At 71.0% G+C, this 17,233-nt stretch carries 20 protein-coding genes; 5 read left to right on the top strand and 15 right to left on the bottom strand.

From position 1 onward, the window contains the following. Positions 1–4 precede the first annotated feature (4 nt). The 4 genes from AB0J46_RS14105 to AB0J46_RS14090 all read right to left on the bottom strand — a co-directional run bounded on the left by AB0J46_RS14105 (position 5) and on the right by AB0J46_RS14090 (position 4,295). A complete protein-coding gene (locus tag AB0J46_RS14105) occupies positions 5–1,651 on the bottom strand; it encodes an acetolactate synthase (RefSeq protein WP_364330885.1) in 1,647 nt (548 codons plus the stop codon). A gap of 63 nt (positions 1,652–1,714) precedes the next feature. Continuing rightward, entirely contained in the window at positions 1,715–2,494 is a 780-nt protein-coding gene (locus AB0J46_RS14100) for a hypothetical protein (protein WP_364330882.1), read from the bottom strand. Next, positions 2,491–3,144 carry a response regulator transcription factor gene (locus AB0J46_RS14095; RefSeq protein WP_352366075.1) on the bottom strand — a complete coding sequence of 218 codons (654 nt, stop codon included), beginning with the start codon at positions 3,142–3,144 and terminating at the stop codon, positions 2,491–2,493. Before AB0J46_RS14095 ends, AB0J46_RS14100 begins: the two co-directional genes overlap by 4 nt. Then, on the bottom strand, positions 3,135–4,295 hold the full coding sequence (locus tag AB0J46_RS14090) for a histidine kinase (protein WP_364330878.1): 1,161 nt from the start codon (positions 4,293–4,295) through the stop codon (positions 3,135–3,137). The genes AB0J46_RS14095 and AB0J46_RS14090 overlap by 10 nt, the downstream gene beginning before the upstream one ends. Positions 4,296–4,430: 135 nt before the next feature. Between AB0J46_RS14090 and AB0J46_RS14085 the strand changes: the two genes are divergently transcribed. Continuing rightward, a complete protein-coding gene (locus AB0J46_RS14085; protein ID WP_364330875.1) occupies positions 4,431–5,006 on the top strand; it encodes a hypothetical protein in 576 nt (191 codons plus the stop codon). Here AB0J46_RS14085 and bioD read toward each other — a convergent pair. Then, positions 5,003–5,710, bottom strand: a complete 708-nt coding sequence (bioD, locus tag AB0J46_RS14080) for a dethiobiotin synthase (protein WP_364330872.1) — start codon at positions 5,708–5,710, stop codon at positions 5,003–5,005. The two genes, AB0J46_RS14085 and bioD, sit on opposite strands and share 4 nt — an antisense overlap. 35 nt (positions 5,711–5,745) lie before the next feature. Next, complete coding sequence (locus AB0J46_RS14075; protein ID WP_125648113.1) at positions 5,746–6,465, bottom strand: GntR family transcriptional regulator; 720 nt, start codon at positions 6,463–6,465, stop codon at positions 5,746–5,748. A 463-nt stretch (positions 6,466–6,928) separates the two neighbouring features. Here AB0J46_RS14075 and AB0J46_RS14070 point away from each other — a divergent pair, with 463 nt between their 5' ends. Beyond that, positions 6,929–8,398, top strand: a complete 1,470-nt coding sequence (locus AB0J46_RS14070; RefSeq protein ID WP_357985039.1) for a histidine kinase N-terminal domain-containing protein — start codon at positions 6,929–6,931, stop codon at positions 8,396–8,398. Between the two features lie 169 nt (positions 8,399–8,567). Here AB0J46_RS14070 and AB0J46_RS14065 read toward each other — a convergent pair whose 3' ends face one another. Then, on the bottom strand, positions 8,568–8,822 hold the full coding sequence (locus AB0J46_RS14065) for a WhiB family transcriptional regulator (RefSeq protein WP_113705541.1): 255 nt from the start codon (positions 8,820–8,822) through the stop codon (positions 8,568–8,570). Between the two features lie 275 nt (positions 8,823–9,097). Next, positions 9,098–10,063 carry a diacylglycerol kinase family protein gene (locus AB0J46_RS14060; RefSeq protein WP_364330868.1) on the bottom strand — a complete coding sequence of 322 codons (966 nt, stop codon included), beginning with the start codon at positions 10,061–10,063 and terminating at the stop codon, positions 9,098–9,100. 89 nt (positions 10,064–10,152) lie between these two features. Between AB0J46_RS14060 and AB0J46_RS14055 the strand changes: the two genes are divergently transcribed. Beyond that, the gene (locus AB0J46_RS14055) at positions 10,153–10,536 is read left to right on the top strand and encodes a hypothetical protein (protein ID WP_364330865.1); all 384 of its coding nucleotides are present in this window, start codon (positions 10,153–10,155) and stop codon (positions 10,534–10,536) included. Here the strand turns inward: AB0J46_RS14055 and AB0J46_RS14050 are convergent. The 3 genes from AB0J46_RS14050 to sodN all read right to left on the bottom strand — a co-directional run bounded on the left by AB0J46_RS14050 (position 10,533) and on the right by sodN (position 12,283). After that, complete coding sequence (locus AB0J46_RS14050) at positions 10,533–11,312, bottom strand: RNA polymerase sigma factor SigF (protein ID WP_352352343.1); 780 nt, start codon at positions 11,310–11,312, stop codon at positions 10,533–10,535. The two genes, AB0J46_RS14055 and AB0J46_RS14050, sit on opposite strands and share 4 nt — an antisense overlap. A gap of 17 nt (positions 11,313–11,329) precedes the next feature. Further along, entirely contained in the window at positions 11,330–11,755 is a 426-nt protein-coding gene (locus tag AB0J46_RS14045; protein WP_352352342.1) for an anti-sigma factor, read from the bottom strand. A 126-nt stretch (positions 11,756–11,881) separates the two neighbouring features. Further along, complete coding sequence (gene sodN, locus AB0J46_RS14040; protein WP_352331376.1) at positions 11,882–12,283, bottom strand: superoxide dismutase, Ni; 402 nt, start codon at positions 12,281–12,283, stop codon at positions 11,882–11,884. An 89-nt stretch (positions 12,284–12,372) separates the two neighbouring features. On the opposite strand from sodN, the gene AB0J46_RS14035 reads away from it, so the two are divergent. After that, positions 12,373–12,666 (top strand): S24 family peptidase, encoded by a 294-nt coding sequence (locus tag AB0J46_RS14035; RefSeq protein WP_352331378.1) that lies wholly within the window; start codon positions 12,373–12,375, stop codon positions 12,664–12,666. A 16-nt stretch (positions 12,667–12,682) separates the two neighbouring features. Here AB0J46_RS14035 and AB0J46_RS14030 read toward each other — a convergent pair whose 3' ends face one another. Genes AB0J46_RS14030 through AB0J46_RS14015 form a run of 4 tightly spaced genes read right to left on the bottom strand, consistent with a single transcriptional unit; the run spans position 12,683 to position 15,595 of the window. After that, positions 12,683–13,111 (bottom strand): CGNR zinc finger domain-containing protein, encoded by a 429-nt coding sequence (locus AB0J46_RS14030; protein ID WP_352331380.1) that lies wholly within the window; start codon positions 13,109–13,111, stop codon positions 12,683–12,685. Between the two features lie 55 nt (positions 13,112–13,166). Beyond that, positions 13,167–13,910, bottom strand: coding sequence for an amino acid ABC transporter ATP-binding protein (locus AB0J46_RS14025; protein WP_364330859.1), 744 nt, complete (start codon positions 13,908–13,910; stop codon positions 13,167–13,169). Then, positions 13,907–14,734, bottom strand: a complete 828-nt coding sequence (locus tag AB0J46_RS14020; RefSeq protein ID WP_364330856.1) for an amino acid ABC transporter permease — start codon at positions 14,732–14,734, stop codon at positions 13,907–13,909. Before AB0J46_RS14020 ends, AB0J46_RS14025 begins: the two co-directional genes overlap by 4 nt. A gap of 3 nt (positions 14,735–14,737) precedes the next feature. Next, the gene (locus AB0J46_RS14015; RefSeq protein WP_364330853.1) at positions 14,738–15,595 is read right to left on the bottom strand and encodes an ABC transporter substrate-binding protein; all 858 of its coding nucleotides are present in this window, start codon (positions 15,593–15,595) and stop codon (positions 14,738–14,740) included. 263 nt (positions 15,596–15,858) lie between these two features. On the opposite strand from AB0J46_RS14015, the gene AB0J46_RS14010 reads away from it, so the two are divergent. Further along, positions 15,859–17,067: an NADP-dependent malic enzyme gene (locus tag AB0J46_RS14010; RefSeq protein ID WP_364330850.1), complete on the top strand. Its 1,209-nt coding sequence runs from the start codon at positions 15,859–15,861 to the stop codon at positions 17,065–17,067. Positions 17,068–17,233: the final 166 nt, after the last annotated feature.

The raw sequence follows: 17,233 nt of genomic DNA, 5'->3' as shown, positions 1-17,233 counted from the left end.
GGGGTCAGATCCCGGTGGTGTTGCGGGGGTAGGCGATCTGCGGGTCGGTGGCGATGTTCACCATGTACGGGATGCCGGAGTCGAACGCCCTGCGCAGCGCCGGCCCGATCTCCGACGGCTTGGTGACCAGCTCGCCGCCGCCGCCCAACGCGGTCACGACCTGGTCGTAGCGGCACTGCGGCTGGAGGTCGGCGGCCACGTCGTAGCCGTACAGGAGCTGCATGGGGTGCTTCTCCAGGCCCCACATGCCGTTGTTGCCGCAGATCATGACGACCGGCAGCCGGTGGCGGACGAGGGTGTCGACGTCCATCAGGGAGAAGCCGGCGGCGCCGTCGCCGAGCAGGAGCACGACCTGCGAGGACGGGCGGGCCAGGCGGGCGGCGATGGAGTAGCCGAGCCCGGTGCCGAGGCACCCGTACGGGCCGGGGTCGAGCCAGTTGCCCGGCTGCTTCGGCTCGACGTACTTGCCGGCGTAGGAGACGAAGTCGCCGCCGTCGCCGATCACCACGGCGTCGTCGGCCAGGACCTTGCCCAGCTCGCCGTAGATGCGCATGGGGTGGATCGGGTCGGTGTCGGCGGCCAGCAGCTCGGCGTCGTCCTCGATCGCCGCGGCGGCGGCCTCGGCCAGCGTGGAGGCCCAGGAGGCGTACGAGCTGGGCTTGACGCCCGCGTCGCCGCAGGCCGTGCCGAGGCTCCACAGCACCACCGACAGGTCGCCCGCGGCCTTGGCGGCGGGCTGCATGTGGGTGGCGAGCTGCGAGGGCGCGTCGGCGATGTGCACGACGCGGGCCAGGGGCGCGCCGTCCTTGCCACCGAACCAGCCGTAGCCGAGCCGGAAGTCGAGCGGGGCGCCGATCACGATGACCAGGTCGGCCTGGGAGAAGGCCAGGCCGCGGGCGCGGGTGACCAGCAGCTCGTGCCCGGCGGGCAGGATGCCGCGGCCCTGGCCGTTGGGGATGACCGGCAGCCGCCAGGTCTCGGCGAAGTCGCGCGCGGCCTCCTCGGCCCGGTCCATCCACACGTCGGAGCCGTAGACCAGCACCGGGCGCTCGGCCTCGGACAGCAGCCGGGCGATGGCGGCCAGGTCGGCGGGGTCGGGCTCCAGCGGCGAGGGCGACTGCGTGTGCACCTCGTGGGCGGGCGAGGGGGCGAACAGGTGGTCCATGTAGAAGTCGAGGAAGACCGGGCCGCGCTGGGGCGCGACGGCGGTGCGGAAGGCCGACTCGACGTCCTGGCCGATCGAGTCGGCGCCGGAGGCGGTGAACGACAGCTTGGTGATCGGGCCGAGCAGCGGCGGGTGGTCCATCTCCTGGAGGGCGCCGCTGCCCCAGCGCGACTGCGGCGCGCGGCCGCCCATGACGACCACCGGCGAGCCGTTGAAGTGCGCGGTCGCGATGCCGCTGACGCCGTTGGTGATGCCGGGCCCGGCGGTCAGCACGGCCAGGCCGGGCTTCCTGGTCAGCCGGGCCGTCGCCTCGGCGGCGAAGACCGCGCTCTGTTCGTGGCGCACGTCGAGGATGCGCATGCCCTCGTGGACCGCGCCGTCGTACAGCGGGAAGACGTGGCCTCCCGAGAGGGTGAACATGGTCTCGACGCCGTAGGCCTTGGACACGGCGACGGCGACGTCACCGGCGTGCTTCGCAGACTCCATGCCGGGAACTTACCAACCAGTGATAAGAGTAAACAGATCTCAAGAGTTGCGTCCGGCCGCGTCCTAGCCCTGTCCGCAGCAGACGCGGACCGAGCCCAGCGGCGCCCGCGCCTCGATCTTCCGGGGCGCGCCCTTCACCGCGTCGACCTCCACCTCGGTGCGGCGGCCCTCGGTCGTCACGTCATAGGTCTCCGGCGGCAGCCGCAGGTCGACGTCGCCGGTGGCCCGCGCGACGGCCCTGACCGTGAGCGGCGGGTTGGCGAAGTCGAGTCGTACGTCGCCCGAGCCGGTCTCGACGTCGGCCTGGCCGCCGAGCATCGCGTCGCCGAAGACGGACCCGGAACCGGACCTGGCCCAGACCTCGCCGGTGACCCCCTCGGCCCGCACGTTCCCCGACACGGTCGTCAGCCGCACGGCGCCGACCACGCTGTGGACCCCGAGGTCGCCGACGGTCGTCCGGGCTACGACCCCGGTCTCGAAGGGCACCAGCAGCGTGTAGTCCGCCCGGCACACCGGACCGTCCGGCCGGGGGGCGGTTCCGCACCGGATGTCCAGCCGCAGCGTGTCGCCGTTCCAGTCCTCGGTGATCACCGGCCGGTCGATCGAGGTCCAGTTCACGGACCGGGAGATCGTCAGCTCTCCCGCGGGGCCCGGCACGATCTCGACGTTCACCTCGCCGCTGCCCGTGGTGACCTTCAGCGTGTCCAGCGCGAACGGGACCGTCCTGGCCCGCGTCTCCTGCGGCGCGGTGGCGCGGGCGAACCCGTTCCAGACCAGCAGGACGGACAGCAGCAGTGCGGCCACCGTCGCCACGGTTCCCGCCGTCAGCCAGATGGTCCTCACGGCATGCTCCTGATCTTGAGGAACTGCAGGACGGCGAGGACCCGGCGATGATCGCCCTCCGCGGGGGACAGGTCGAGCTTGGTGAAGATGTTGCCGATGTGCTTGCCCACGGCCCCCTCGCTGAGCACGAGGGCCTGGCCGATGCCGGCGTTCGAGCGGCCCTCGGCCATGAGCTTGAGCACCTCGTGCTCGCGGGGCGTCAGCCGTTCCAGCGGGTCGCTGTCGCCGCGCAGCAGGAGCTGGGCGACGACCTCGGGGTCGAGGGCGGTGCCGCCGCCGGCGACCCGGCGCAGGGCGTCGATGAACTCGGCCACGTCGGCCACCCGGTCCTTGAGCAGGTAGCCGACGCCGCCGGCCGCCGTGGACAGCAGGCGGGCGGCGTAACGTTCCTCGACGTACTGGGACAGCACCAGCACGGCCAGGCCGGGATGCTGGCGGCGCAGCACGAGAGCCGCGCGCAGCCCCTCGTCGGTGTGCGTGGGCGGCATCCGGACGTCGGTGATCACCAGCTCCGGCCGGTGCTCCTCGACGGCCCGCAGCAGGCCCTCGGCCTCGTCCACGGCCGCCACCACCCGCATGCCGGACGCGTCGAGCAGCCTGATCAGCCCCTCGCGCAGCAGGACGGAGTCCTCGGCCAGCACTACTCGCACGGCAGTTCCACCTCGATCGTGGTCGGCCCGCCGAACGGGCTGGACAGGCGCAGCGTCCCGTCCACGGAGTCGATGCGCTGGGCCAGGCCGCGCAGGCCGGTGCCGCCGTCCAGCCGGGCGCCGCCGCAGCCGTCGTCGTGGACGAGCACGTGCAGGCGGTCGCGCTCGCGCCGGACCGTCACCTCGGCCCTGGTCGCGGCGGCGTGTTTGGCGATGTTGGTCAGTGCTTCGGACACGATGAAGAAGGCCACCGCCTCGATGGTCGGGGAGGCGCGCCGGTCGATGTCGACGCGCAGGCGTACGGGGAGAGGGGCGCGGGCCGCGACGCCGGACAGCGCCGCGTCGAGCCCCTGGTCGTTGAGCACGGCCGGATGCAGGCCGCGGACGAAGTCGCGCAGTTCCTTGAGCGCCTGCTTGGCCTCCTCGTGGGCCCGCTCGATCGCCTCACGGGCGGGCTCGGGCAGGTCGGTGAGGGTGGCCCTGGCCAGGCCGAGGTTCATGGCGAGCGAGACCAGGCGCTGCTGGGCGCCGTCGTGCAGGTCGCGCTCGATCCTGCGGCGCTCGGCGTCGGCGGCGTCGATCACGCCGGCCCGGCTCTCGGTCAGCGTCTCGATGCGCTGCCCCAGCTCGGTGCGGCTGGGCCCGAGCAGCGTGCGCGCCACCGACAGGTCGAGCGCCGCCATGCCCCTGGCCAGGACCGGGGCGAGCAGCAGCAGCGCCAGGCCGGTCGCCATGGAGACCCCCACGATGACCGGATCGCGCAGATCGACAAGGAACACCAGCGGCGGCGCCTGCACCCGCGGCGGCACGAACGACAGCAGCCCCACCAAGGCCCCGCCCCACGCCAGCGCGACGAGGAGGGCCGCCGCCGCGCCCACGAAGGGCGACAGCAGGTGGTAGGCGATCTGCCGCCAGGTGGCCGCCCGGCGCCAGCCGGCCGGCGCCACCGGTGGCGGGATGCGGACGTCGAGGAAGGCCGCGAACCTGGACCGCTGCACCCGGGTGAACACCGGGACGCCGCGCCGCAGCACCGGCGGGGCCACGGCCAGCAGCAGCGTGAGCCCGCCGAGCACCACGGCGACCGGCAGCCCGATCATCACGTGGGACGTGTCGAGCCAGGCACGCGCCGACCAGGGACGGGGGACTTTCATGCGTCAAAGGTATTGACCCACCAGACCCCTACGAAATGGGCCTGGTGTGCCGGTGGACGGTAGAGCTAACCCCACCCTCGAACAATTGCCGCGCACCGAACATCTCACTCCCCAACAGACCAAGGGGAGGTTCGGATGTTCGCAGCAGGGGTCGCCGCGCTGGCGGCCGCGTCCACGGTCCTGGGCGGGTTACCGCACGGCATGTTGTTCCTGGAGAAGCACCCGCCCGCCAAGCAGTGGGAGACCTACACCGTCAAGAACTCCGCCACGCTGCCGCTCCAGCTCGACCCGTGCCTGTCGCACCGGCGGCGGGACGGCGGCCGGCTGGCGGCGCGGGCCGTCCTGTACTCCAGCGAGGACGAGATGAGGTACGAGCAGCTCGTCGTCTACCGGAGCGTCCGGCACGCCAAGGCCGCCATGCGCGTCCTGCGCGCGGACCTGCGGCGCTGCGCCGACGTGGGCAAGGGCGTCAACCGCCACCGCTACTTCACCAAGCCCCTGGACGTGGGCGACGACGGCCTGCGCGCCGGCGGCCGGTTCTTCGAGAGCGGCGAGCACGCGGTCGCGGTCAGGCGCGGCGCGGCCCTCTACATCGCCGGCGAGTCGGCCTGGCCCACCAGGAGCCTGCCGCTCAAGGGCTTCCGGGGTCTGATCGACCAGGCGCGCCGGATGACCGTCAAGGTCTGCCGCCTGCCCGAGGCCGCCTGCTAGAGCACCCCCACCCGCCGCTTGAAGGCGGACGGGTCGAAGGAACCGCCCAGCGTGGCGCCCAGCCCCTCGCGCGCCAGTCGGGCGAACGCCTCGCGGCCGAGTCGCCCGGCCCCTTCGGGCAGCACTCCCGCCAGCGGCCGCGCGGCCAGCATTTCCAGGTCGGCGACGTTGCTCCGCTCGATGATCCCGGTCTCCCGCGGCCAGCGCCCGATCACCACGCCCGCCGGGTCGAGCCCCCGGTGCGCCAGCGCCTCCAGGGTCAGCGCCGTGTGGTTGAGCGCCCCGATCCCGGCCCCCGCCACGACCAGCACCTGCGCGCCCACCAGCCGGGCCAGGTCGGCGATCGTCGCGCCGTCCTCGTCGAAGCGCACCAGCAGGCCGCCGGTGCCCTCCACGACGACCAGCCGGTTGCTCTCGGCCAGCTCCTCGACGAACCGGGCGGCGGCGGTCAGCGACACCGGCGGCACCCCGGCCACCCGCGCGGCGGCGGCCGGCGAGAGCGGCTCGCCGAAGCGCGCCAGCTCGAACGTGGTGCTCACCCCGGAGAGCCGGATCACCTCGTCGAGGTCGCGCCCGCCGCCGGTCTGCGCCGGCTTCACCACGGCGACGGACGCACCCCGCTCCCTGGCCAGGGCGGCCACGGCGGCCGTCACGACGGTCTTGCCCACGCCGAAGTCGGTGCCGGACACGACGAGAACGCTCATCGTCCCAGCCTAGAAGCCGCCGCCCGCCATCCCGGTCAGGGACGCCGCAGGCGCGTGACGAACTTGTACCGGTCGCCGCGGTAGAGGGACTGCGCCCACTCCACCGGGTGGCCGTCGGCGTCGAAGGCGTGCCGGGTCAGCAGCAGCATCGGCAGGCCGACGTCCACGCCCAGGGCCTTGGCGTCGTACGGGGTGGCGAGCACGGTCTCGATGATCTCCTCGGCGTCCGTGAGCCGTACGTTGTAGGCGTTGTGCAGCGTCTCGTACAGGGAGGCGTGCACCTCCAGCTCCCGCCGCAGGCGGGGGAAGCGCCGCGCGGACAGGTGGGTGGTGTCGATCGAGACCGGCTCGCCGTTGGCCAGCCTGAGCCGGTGGATGCGCAGCACCCGGCCGCCGGGGTTGATGGCCAGCCGCCGCGCCAGGGCCTCGTCCGCGGTGATGTAGCCGATCTCCAGGATCTTCGTGTCCGGCTCCAGGCCGGCCGTGCGCAGGTCGCCGATGTAGGAGGTGAGCTGGAGCACCTGCGCCACCTTCGGCTGGGCCACGAACGTGCCCTTGCCCTGGATGCGCAGCAGCCTGCCCTCCACGACCAGCTCGGTCAGCGCCTGGCGGACGGTGGTGCGCGAGGTCTCGAACCGCACGGCCAGCGTGCGCTCGGGAGGCAGGGCGGTGCCCGCGGGCAGGCTCTTGGTGAGCTCCAGAAGACTGCGTTTCACGTCGTAGTACTTGGGAACGCGGGGGCCGTCGTCGGTCACGCTCTCACCTTCACTTCTGGCACGGCGGTGAGGGCGTGTCTGATCACCGCGAGATCATCGGAACTCATATCGGCCCGAGCGGTCAACCACCTGGGAGGACGGCATATCCGCACGGAGCGCGCACACCGCCAAGTACGCGCGAATCCGGGCAGCTCAGACTGATTGTGAAGGATATCCACAGCTGCGTGCGCGATCGCAACCGAGGCCGGTGTCAGGCCCGCGTCGTCGAGGAGCCACCCGCCCGTGTCGATCACCTCCGGCAATGCCCGTGAAGCGCCGTCATGGGGATCGAGCGATCCCGCCGTGTGACGGTTCTCACAGTACGAGATTCCCCGAAAGTCGCGCCGGGTGCACGGCGACGCACCCGTGCCGCACGCGTGCGGCGTCTTCACCGGGCAGGAGCTGCGCATTCGATCAGGGGGTCGGTTTGGCTGTTGGCGGCGAAAGCACGCATGATGCACTCGTGCCGACTCTCAGCGACCTCGTCGCCCGCCACACCGCACTCGACGAGGCGGACCTCGACTGGCTGCACTCGCTGGTCTCCGACTGGCAGCTGCTGGCCGACCTGTCCTTCGCCGACCTCATCCTGTGGGCGCCGCTGCTCGGTGAGAACGGCTGGATCGCCATCGCCCAGATGCGCCCCACCACCGGCCCCACCGTCTACCACGACGACATCGTCGGCAGCGTGGCCGCCAAGGGCGAGCGCCACCTCATCGACACCGCCTGGAACGAGCGCCGCATCTGCCGCGAGGGCGATCCCGACTGGTCCACGGGCGTCCCGGTGCGCGAGGAGACGATCCCGGTGCGCCGGGCGGTCGACAACGGCGAGGGCCGCTTCCTCGGGGTGATCCAGCGCTCCACGAACCTGTCCTCGGCGCGCACCCCGTCCCGGCTGGAGCTGACCTACCTGCAGAGCGCGTCCGACCTGGCGCAGATGGTGGCCGAGGGGCGCTTCCCGTTCTCGGGGGAGGAGCCGATCCTGGTGCGCTCGCCGCGCGTCGGCGACGGCCTGCTGCGGCTCGACCGGGCCGGGCGCGTCACGTACGCCTCGCCCAACGCGTTGTCGGCCTACCGGCGGCTGGGCCTGCACGCCGACCTGGTCGGCGCCGAGCTGGGCCGGGTGACGGCGACGCTGTGCTACTCCGACGAGCCGATCAACGAAGACCTGATGATCGTGGCCAGCGGGCGCGCGGCCAAGGAGACCGAGGTGGAGTCGGGCGGCACGATCGTGCAGCTCAGAGCCATCCCGCTGATCGTCGGCGGCGGTCGCATCGGCGCGCTCGTCCTCATAAGGGACGTCACCGAGCTGCGGCGGCGCGAGCGCGAGCTGATGACCAAGGACGCCACGATCCGCGAGATCCACCACCGCGTGAAGAACAACCTCCAGACGGTCGCCGCGCTGCTGCGGCTCCAGGCGCGGCGCCTGCAGGTGCCCGAGGGCCGTGAGGCGCTGGAGGAGGCCGTGCGCCGCGTCGGCTCGATCGCCATCGTGCACGAGACGCTGTCGCACGCGCCGGAGGAGTTCGTCGACTTCGACGAGATCGCCGACCGGGTGATCGCGATGGCGGGCGAGGTGTCGGCGGCCGAGGCGGCGGTCACGCCGCGCCGGGTGGGCGCGTTCGGCGTGCTGCCCTCGCTCATCGCCACGCCGCTGGCCATGGCGCTGACCGAGCTGCTGCAGAACGCGTTGCAGCACGGGCGTCCCAAGCGGATGGAGGTGCTGGTCGAGCCCGCCCCCGACCGGCTGAACGTCACCGTCTGGGACGACGGGCGCGGCCTTCCCGCGGACTTCGACCTCGACAAGTCCACCAGTCTGGGGCTGCAGATCGTCCGCACGCTGGTGGAGGGGGAGCTGTCGGGCAAGCTGACGATCGAGCCGCGGGAGGGCGGCGGCACGCACGTCGGGTTGTCGATCCCGTTGCCGTCCGCCTGAAGGATCCGCCGGGCCGGGCTACCGTCGTCGAGGGCGGCGCCCGGTCCGTGCGAGCCTGGCCGCCGCGCGCACGACGCGACGGGGTCTTGGCGGAAACGTCGATCACGCCAAGCTGGGCGGCTCCTGCGGGGAAAGCAGGGTCGATCGGAGGTGGATCAGGTGGGGCAGATCAGGCCGAGGCGCGGGCGCGGGCGCGGGCGGTGCGGCGCTTGAGGGCGCGGCGCTCGTCCTCGCTCAGGCCGCCCCAGACGCCGGCGTCCTGTCCGGACTCCAGCGCCCACTTCAGGCAGGCGTCGACGGCCGGGCAGGACCGGCAGACCTGCTTGGCCTCTTCGATCTGCATCAGGGCAGGGCCGGTGTTGCCGATCGGGAAGAACAGCTCGGGGTCCACGTCACGGCAGGCAGCTCGGTGGCGCCAGTCCATGCGTCCACTCCTTAGTAGATGGAACCTTTGGTCGGCTCCGTGCGGCTACTACTTTGTGAAGAGTTTCACTAACTCGCGCGAACAATTACCCGGATCCAGGTGTTGGACCGGGGGTGTCCGCCTGACAGCCGGAGGGCCTTGGGGGTGTTAAAGGTCCTACGTTCCGACGTCAGTCTTGAGCCTTCCAGCCACGCAGAGTGCACGCAAGAGGGTTGGGGCGAAGTTTTGGCGGTTATGGATGTCGGATGCGTCACACAATGACCGAATGTAACCAGCTAGACCAGAACTTGTAACGCGTTCGGGGTAGACCGGAACGTTACGGATTCGCGTTCGCCCAGGTAGTCCCCGTCCAGCTGGAAGGCCACGGGACGGTCGGCGGCGAGGGTGAACTCGGCCTCGTCGTGCAGCTGGACGAGGTGTTTGCCGGACGGGACGGCGTCACTCTCCGTGAGGATCTGCCGGATCAGCCCGGCGATCTGGACGGGCCCCATCCGCCTCAGCCCGAGCAGGTCGAGCCCGGTCTCGAAGCTCGCCCACGGCGTCGGCGTCACCGGCTTGGCCCCCAGGTACGTCCACGGCGAGGTGTTGGTGATGATCGCCATGAACACGCCCTCGGCCGCCGGGATGCCCGGCCCGGTCAGGGTCATCGGGGCGTGCCGTTTGTCCGTGGCCAGATAGTGCCGCAGAGCGGTGTTCACATACCGGGCGGGGGTGGCCTTCCTCCCGGTGCCGCGCAGGCCCTCCACGGCCCGTACGACCTCGGCGTCGTAGCCCATGCCCGCGCAGAACGTGAAGTACCGGCTCTCTCCCTCCCAGAGCGCGTGGCCCAGGCCCACGGTCCGGCGCCGGCCCTCTCTCAGCGCCTCCAGGACCGCGCCGGTGGCCTCGACCGGGTCGTTCGGCAGCCCGAGGGAGCGGGCGAAGACGTTCGCGCTGCCGCCGGGGATCACGATGAGGCCGGGACGACCGGAGCTCGGATCGTCGGCCGGCGGGACGTCGTGGCCGTCGACCGGGTTGAGCAGGCCGTTGACGGTCTCGTTGATCGTGCCGTCGCCGCCGAGCACCGCGACCACGTCGAAGCCCTTGGCGCGGGCCGTGGCCGCCAGCGTCGCGGCGTGCCCCCGGTAGCCGGTCTCCTCCACCGACAGCTCCACGGCCGCGCCCAGCGCGCGGATCAGAACGTCCCTCGTGCGGGCGTTGGTGGTGGTGGCCTTGGGATTGACCAGCAACATTGCGCGCATATCGCCAGCGTAGTCGCTGATCGCCGACCCGCTCGGGGTGGGGGAACATCCCCGGCGGGACCGGACCCGGGGGCGGATAGGGTTTGGCTGTGTCGAAGCGTCCGTGGAGTTTGCTCGTCGCCGCCGTCGTCGTGGCCCTGGAGGGGCTCATCGCGCTCGGGCTCGGGATCTACGTCGCGGTGGAGACGGTGGTGAGCACTCCTGACAGTCTCACCACGGCCATCGCGGAGTCGGCCTTCGGGCTGCTGATCGGGGCCGGGCTGCTCTGGGTCGCCTGGGGCGGCCTGCTGCGGGCGGAGCGGTGGGGGAGGTCGCCCGGCGTGGTGACGCAGATCTTCCTGCTGCCTGTCGGGGGCACGCTCATCCAGTCAGGTCAGCCGCTGATCGGCGTGCCGCTGATCGTGCTGGCGCTGACCGGGCTGGGAGCGCTGTTCGCGCCCCCCACCACCCATGCGCTCTACGGGGACGGTTAGTCCTCCGCGGTCAGCCCCTCGCGCAGCTGGGCGAGGGTACGGGCCAGCAACCGGGACACGTGCATCTGCGAGATGCCGAGCTCGGTCGCGATCTGCGACTGCGTCATGTTCCCGAAGAACCGCAGCAGCAGGATGCGCTTCTCGCGCGGCGGCAGCCGTTCGAGCAGCGGCTTGAGCGACTCGCGGTATTCGACGCCCTCCAGCGACTCGTCCACGATGCCCAGCGAGTCGGACACCGCGGGGGCGTCGTCGTCGCCGGAGTCGGGCGCGTCGAGGGACACCGTGGAGTAGGCGTTGGCCGACTCCAGGCCCTCCAGCACCTCCTCCTCGGTCATCTTGAGGTAGGCGGCCAGCTCGGCGACCGTGGGCGCGCGGCCCTCGCGCTGCGACAGGTCGCTGATCGCCTTGGTCAGCGAGAGCTTCAGCTCCTGCAGGCGGCGCGGCACCCGGACCGCCCAGCCCTTGTCACGGAAGTGCCGCTTGATCTCGCCGACGATGGTGGGCGTGGCGTAGGTGGAGAACTCCACCCCGCGCTTGAGATCGAACCGGTCGATCGACTTGATCAGGCCGATCGTGGCGACCTGGGTGAGGTCGTCGAGCCACTCGCCGCGGTTGCGGAAGCGGCGGGCCAGGTATTCGACCAGCGGAAGGTGAAGCTCGACCAGCTCGTCCCTGATGCGCTGGCGTCGCGGTTCCTCGGGACCCAGCTCGGCCAGCTCGGCGAAGAGCAAGCGGGCGCGAACCCTGTCGGGCACGGCGTGTTCGCTGGTGGCCATGGCTCCAGTCCTTTCCGTCACGCCGGCCTCGCTGCGCCTCGGCGCTTACGCAGGACGATCGCCATGCGGTCGGGGGAGTCGGTCACGGCGTCGACGTCGTCGGCCAGGGCGGTCAGCACCATCCAGGCGAAGTCGTCGCGCTTGGGGGCGGAGCTGCCGACGGTGGCCACCTCGACGCTGACCTTCATCACGTCGCCGGTCAGCTCGAACTCGGCGGTCAGGTCGGTGCCCGGAACCGCCTCGCTCAGCAACATGGCGCACGCCTCGTCGACCGCGATGCGCAGATCTTCGATCTCGTCCAGGGTGAAGTCAAGCCGGGCGGCCAGGCCGGCGGTGGCCGTGCGCAGCACCGACAGGTAAGCACTCGCGGCGGGGAGCCTGATGCTCACCACGTCGCGGATGCCCGCTACACCCTCCGCACGCGTCTCGGTTTCCTCGGTCACGTTCCTCCTCGCGTTTCCGACGCCAACTGCAACTTACCGCCCCCGGGAGGTCCTTGGCGGATTCAGACTCGCCATCAACGGAAAAGGCTCTGTGCGGTCTGGACCGCACAGAGCCTTTTATGCCGTTTAGGCGGCCTTGGTCTCCCAGAAGATCTTGGAGATCTCGTCGATCTTGGCCAGGAGCTCGTCGGCCTTGCCGCCGTCGACGGTGCCCTTGGCGGCCGCGGCGCCCGCCAGCTTGGTGGCCTCCCAGAAGAGCTGGTGCAGCTGGGGGTACTGCTCCAGGTGCGGCGGCTTGAAGTAGTCGGTCCAGAGCACCCACAGGTGGTGCTTGACCAGCTCGGCCCGCTGCTCCTTGATGATGAGCGCGCGGGTGCGGAAGACCGGGTCGTCGCTGGCCTCGTACTTCTCCATGATCGCCTTGACCGACTCGGCCTCGATCCGGGCCTGGGCGGGGTCGTAGACCCCACAGGGCAGGTCGCAGTGGGCGGAAGCGACATGCTTGGGTCGTAGCAGTCGTGCGAGCATCAGAAAGTCCTTCCTTGATGCTGAATCAGCTTGGTCCACAACCGACCTTACTCGGGTCCCAACGCCTGTGGAGTAGGGGGTCTCTGCCCATGAGAGTGCGTGTCGAGGGCGATTCGATGCGTCCGGCGCTGGTCCCCGGCGACTGGCTCCTCGTCCGCCGGGGAGCCGCCGTCCATCCGGGTGACCTCGTCGTGGCCCGGCTGCCCGGCGACCCCGATCAGCTCATCGTGAAACGCGCGCAGTGGCACGGCGAGGGCGGCTGGTGGCTGGAGAGCGACAACCAGCGCGCCGGCGGGCGCCGCGACAGCTGGGACTTCGGGCCGGTCGAGGAGATCGTCGGGCGCGTCGTGCTGCGCTACTGGCCGCTGGTGCGCCGCAGGTGACCCCTCAGAGGCCCTCTCAGCCCTCCTGGGCGCTCCTGCGGCGCCGGTAGGCCGCCACGTTGGCGCGCGTGGCGCAGCGGGGGGAGCAGTAGCGGCGGGAGCGGTTGGAGGAGGTGTCGAGGAAGGCGCGGGCGCAGCGCGGCTCGTGGCAGCGGCCCAGCCGGTCGGCGCCCACCTCGGCGACGACGGCCGCCAGGCCCATCACCGCGCTGGCGGCGGAGTCCTCGGCCAGGTGGAGGTGCCAGCCCTGGCCGTCGTGGTCCGACAGCCGCGGGTGCACCGGATAGCGCACGAGCAGGGCGTTGAGACGCTCGGCCACGGCGCGCGCGTCGCCCGCGACGTCGAACACGGCGGCCAGCTCGGCGCGCAGGGCGGTCAGCTCCGGGGGAGGGGCGGGATCGTTGATCAGCCGGACCGCCCACTCTGCGTAAGAGGTCAGGTCCATGCGGGAGTATTACACGAGTCGCCGGGCCCCCGGCACCTCCGGGGGCCCGGACGGCTCACTCCTCCGGGTGCAGCACCCGGTGCAGGAACGCGCGGGTGCGCTCCTGCTGCGGGTCGCCGATCACCTGGGCGGGGTCGCCGTCCTCGACGACGACGCCGCCGTCCATGAAGACCACCCGGTCGGCCACCTGGCGGGCGAAGCCCATCTCGTGGGTGACCACGAGCATGGTCATGCCCTCCTCGGCCAGCTTGCGCATGACCGTGAGCACGTCGCCGACCAGTTCGGGGTCGAGCGCCGAGGTGGGCTCGTCGAACAGCATCAGGTCGGGGTTCATCGCCAGCGCCCTGGCGATGGCCACCCGCTGCTGCTGGCCGCCGGACAGCTGGGTGGGGTAGGAGTCGCACTTGGCGCCGACGCCCACCTTCTCCAGGTTCTCCCGGGCCACGACCTCGGCCTCCCGCCTGCCGCGCTTCAGGACGCGCTGCTGGGCGATCATGACGTTCTGCAGCGCGGTCATGTGCGGGAACAGGTTGAACTGCTGGAAGACCATCCCGATGCGGCGTCGTACGGCGTCGATGTCCACGTCGGGGTCGGTCACCTCCACGCCCTGCACGAACACCTTGCCCTTGGTGGGCTCCTCCAGCAGGTTCACGCAGCGCAGCAGCGTGGACTTGCCCGAGCCGGACGGCCCGATGACGCACACCACCTGGCCCGGCTCGACCGTCATGTCGATGCCCTTGAGCACTTCGTTCCGGCCGAAGTACTTGTGCAGCTCTCGTAGCTCGATGGCGTGCGTCATTGGCTCCTCCGCTTACGCCCCTCAAGCCGGGACGCGAGGTAGCCCAGCGGGATCGTGACGATCAGGTACGTCACGCCGGCGACCATGATGGGCGTGGCGTTGGCGTACTGGGAGGCCAGGTCGTTGCCGAACTTGGCCAGCTCGACGTACTCGCCGGAGACGCCCAGGAACAGCACCAGCGAGGAGTCCTTGAGCAGGGACACGAACTGGTTGGTGGTCGGCGGGATCACCATGCGGACGGCCTGCGGGATGACCACCGTCACCTGCGCCCGGGTCGCGGACATGCCGAGCGACCTGGCGGCCTCCGTCTGGCCCTTGGGGACCGCCTGCAGGCCCGCCCGGAAGACCTCCGCCTGGTAGGCGGCGCCGACCAGGCCGAGGCCCAGGATGCCCTGTCCGTACGTGCCGAACGGCACCTCGAACCCGGGCAGCGCGAGCGGCAGGAAGGTGATCATCAGGAAGATGAGCAGCGCCGGCAGGCCGCGGAAGATCTCGATGTAGACGGTCGCGATCCACCGGTACGGCCGCACCTGCGACAACCGCATGAGCGCGAGCAGCAGCCCGAACACGAACGCGAAGACGAAACCGCCCACCGTGTAGATGATCGTGTTGCGCAGCGCGATCGTGAACAGGTCGGGCAGCGCCTGCTTGGCCACGTCGACCTTGGCGAAGTTCTGGGCGAGGCTGGCCCAGTCGGCGTACAGGACGACAGCGACGAGCGCGGCGGCCAGCACGACGTACTGGACGGCCCGCGTGATCCGCTGTTTCTTCCGAGGGCTGAGCCCGGCCCGGCCGGGCTCAGCGGTCTTCGGCTGGTCGGCCATGGATCAGCCCAGCTCGCCGGGCTTCTTGCCGAACCACTTCACGTAGATCTTCTCGTAGTTGCCGTCCTGCTTGGCCTTGGTGATCTCTTCGTTGATCGTCTTGAGCAGGGTCGGGTCGGCGCCCTTCTTCAGGCCGATGCCGTACTGCTCGCCGGTGTCCAGGCTGGCGATCAGCTCGAACTTCTCGGCGATCTCGGGCTTCTTCAGCCAGGTCAGCACCACGGGGAGGTCCTGGACGATCACGTCGGCCTGCCCGGCCTGCAGGGCCAGCAGCTCCTTGGCCGAGTCGGCGTACTCGGTGGGGTTGAGGCCCTGCTTCTTGACGTAGTCGAGGCCGGTCGTGCTGGCCTGCGCGCCCAGCTTGAGGTTCTTGGCCTTGACGTCCTCGAGGGACTTGGCGCCCGAGCCCTTCTTGGCCAGCAGCGCCTGGGTGGCGTCGAAGTAGGGCTCGGAGAAGTCGATGTTCTGCTTGCGCTCGTCGGTGATCGTCATGCCGGCGGCGGCCACGTCGCACTTGCCCGCGGCCATGGCGGCGCCACTCTTGATCACCGCGAAGTCGATGTCCACGATGTTCTGGGTCACGCCGAGCTTCTTCGCGGCGAGGTCGACGATGTCCACGTCGAACCCGACGATCTTGCCGCTGTCGTCCTTGAACTGGAACGGCTCGTACGGGATGTTCGTGCAGACCGTGAGCTTGCCGGGCTGGACGAGCTTCACGCCGCCGGCCGCGGAGGCGCTCGCGCCGGTCGTGCTGCCGGAGGAGCCTCCGGCGTCGCTGCCACAGGCGCTGAGGGCGAGAGCGGCGGTCAGGGCGAGCGCGCCGACAGCGTAGCCACGGCGGCCCTTGGGGCTGAGGGCCATGTACGGCCTCCTCGAAAGAGTTATGCCACGTAACTTGCGTTTTGTGCAGTTTAAATGGGGTTTAGCTGCGGTCCGTCATCCCGCGTTTAACAATGCGTCAACGGAACGGCGTCGGCTCCGACACCATCGACCATCTCACCATGTGGCACTATGGGGAGACGGGTGACCCCCGTAACCCCTCAGAGACGACCGACGAGGGGGAGCTTGGCAGCTACCGAAGCCAGCCCACTCGCGCTCGTACGCCGAAGGTCTCTTCCGCTCCGATGAATACAGGGGTCGCTGTGTCTGCCACGCCCGCTTCTGCTTCCGTCGAACCGCTCGACCTCGATCCGGCCTTCGCGCTCCACCGCGGGGGCAAGCTGGAGGTCCGCTCGACCATTCCCGTCCGCGACGCCGACGACCTGTCGCTCGCCTACACGCCCGGCGTCGCACGGGTCTGCACCGCCATCGCCGAGACGCCTGCGCTGGTCAACGACTACACCTGGGTCTCCAACGTGGTCGCCGTCGTCACCGACGGCACCGCCGTGCTCGGCCTGGGCGACATCGGGCCGTCGGCCGCCATGCCGGTCATGGAGGGCAAGGCGCTGCTGTTCAAGGAGTTCGGCAACGTCGACGCCGTCCCGATCTGCCTCGACTGCACCGATGTCGACGCGCTGGTCGAGACCGTCGTGCGCCTCGCGCCGTCGTTCGGCGGCGTCAACCTGGAGGACATCAGCGCCCCGCGCTGCTTCGAGGTCGAGGACCGGCTGCGCGACCTGCTCGACATCCCGGTCTTCCACGACGACCAGCACGGCACCGCCATCGTCGCCCTGGCCGCCCTGCGCAACGCCGCCCGCCTGACCGGCCGCGCGCTCGGCGACCTGCGCGCCGTCGTGGCCGGCGCGGGCGCGTCCGGCGTCGCCGTCACCCGCATCCTGCTGGGCGCCGGCATCGGCGACATCGCGGTCGCCGACTCCAAGGGCATGATCTACGAGGGCCGCGAGGGGCTCAACCCGGTCAAGGAGGCCCTGGCCCGCGAGACCAACCGGGCCGGCCACACCGGCTCCACCGAGGAGGCCCTGGCCGGCGCCGACGTCTTCCTCGGGCTGTCCGGCTCGACCGTCTCCGAGGCGGCCATCGCGTCCATGGCGCCCGACTCCATCGTCTTCGCGCTGTCCAACCCGACCCCGGAGGTCCATCCCGAGGTGGCCGCCAGGCACGCCAGGGTGGTCGCCACCGGGCGCTCCGACTTTCCCAACCAGATCAACAACGTCCTGGCCTTCCCGGGGGTCTTCCGCGGCGCCCTCGACGTGCGGGCCACGACGATCACCGAGAACATGAAGGTGGCCGCCGCCGAGGCGCTGGCCGCCGTCGTCGGCGACGACCTGTCGGCCACGTACGTCATCCCGAGCCCGTTCGACCGGCGGGTTGCCCCCGCGGTGATCGCCGCCGTGGCCGCCCAGGCCCGCGCAGACGGCGTCGCGCGCCTCTGATCCACCGTCACGAGCGGGGGCCGATCGGCCCCCGCTCGCTCGTTCTCCCGCTTCCGCCCAGGTCAGAAGGCATTGCGGTTTCCCGCCCGCGGCATGGGTAGGTGAGTTCCCCGTCCAGGTGAGCCGGATCCAGATCCTGATCCCGAGCAGGACTGGCGAAGGGATT

The organism is Nonomuraea sp. NPDC049758, from assembly GCF_040674635.1.
Lineage (GTDB): Bacteria > Actinomycetota > Actinomycetes > Streptosporangiales > Streptosporangiaceae > Nonomuraea.
Note: the sequence above shows the minus strand (reverse complement) of the source record. Positions and strands in the feature narration are given on the sequence as shown.

What these genes read in the sequence shown, in the direction of transcription:
- AB0J46_RS14105 (WP_364330885.1), bottom strand. Translation starts at nt 1,651, where the DNA reads ATGGAGTCTGCGAAGCACGCCGGTGACGTCGCCGTCGCCGTGTCCAAG.
- AB0J46_RS14090 (WP_364330878.1), bottom strand. Translation starts at nt 4,295, where the DNA reads ATGAAAGTCCCCCGTCCCTGGTCGGCGCGTGCCTGGCTCGACACGTCC.
- AB0J46_RS14085 (WP_364330875.1), top strand. Translation starts at nt 4,431, where the DNA reads ATGTTCGCAGCAGGGGTCGCCGCGCTGGCGGCCGCGTCCACGGTCCTG.
- bioD (WP_364330872.1), bottom strand. Translation starts at nt 5,710, where the DNA reads ATGAGCGTTCTCGTCGTGTCCGGCACCGACTTCGGCGTGGGCAAGACC.
- AB0J46_RS14065 (WP_113705541.1), bottom strand. Translation starts at nt 8,822, where the DNA reads ATGGACTGGCGCCACCGAGCTGCCTGCCGTGACGTGGACCCCGAGCTG.
- AB0J46_RS14060 (WP_364330868.1), bottom strand. Translation starts at nt 10,063, where the DNA reads ATGCGCGCAATGTTGCTGGTCAATCCCAAGGCCACCACCACCAACGCC.
- AB0J46_RS14050 (WP_352352343.1), bottom strand. Translation starts at nt 11,312, where the DNA reads ATGGCCACCAGCGAACACGCCGTGCCCGACAGGGTTCGCGCCCGCTTG.
- sodN (WP_352331376.1), bottom strand. Translation starts at nt 12,283, where the DNA reads ATGCTCGCACGACTGCTACGACCCAAGCATGTCGCTTCCGCCCACTGC.
- AB0J46_RS14035 (WP_352331378.1), top strand. Translation starts at nt 12,373, where the DNA reads ATGAGAGTGCGTGTCGAGGGCGATTCGATGCGTCCGGCGCTGGTCCCC.
- AB0J46_RS14030 (WP_352331380.1), bottom strand. Translation starts at nt 13,111, where the DNA reads ATGGACCTGACCTCTTACGCAGAGTGGGCGGTCCGGCTGATCAACGAT.
- AB0J46_RS14025 (WP_364330859.1), bottom strand. Translation starts at nt 13,910, where the DNA reads ATGACGCACGCCATCGAGCTACGAGAGCTGCACAAGTACTTCGGCCGG.
- AB0J46_RS14020 (WP_364330856.1), bottom strand. Translation starts at nt 14,734, where the DNA reads ATGGCCGACCAGCCGAAGACCGCTGAGCCCGGCCGGGCCGGGCTCAGC.
- AB0J46_RS14015 (WP_364330853.1), bottom strand. Translation starts at nt 15,595, where the DNA reads ATGGCCCTCAGCCCCAAGGGCCGCCGTGGCTACGCTGTCGGCGCGCTC.
- AB0J46_RS14010 (WP_364330850.1), top strand. Translation starts at nt 15,859, where the DNA reads ATGAATACAGGGGTCGCTGTGTCTGCCACGCCCGCTTCTGCTTCCGTC.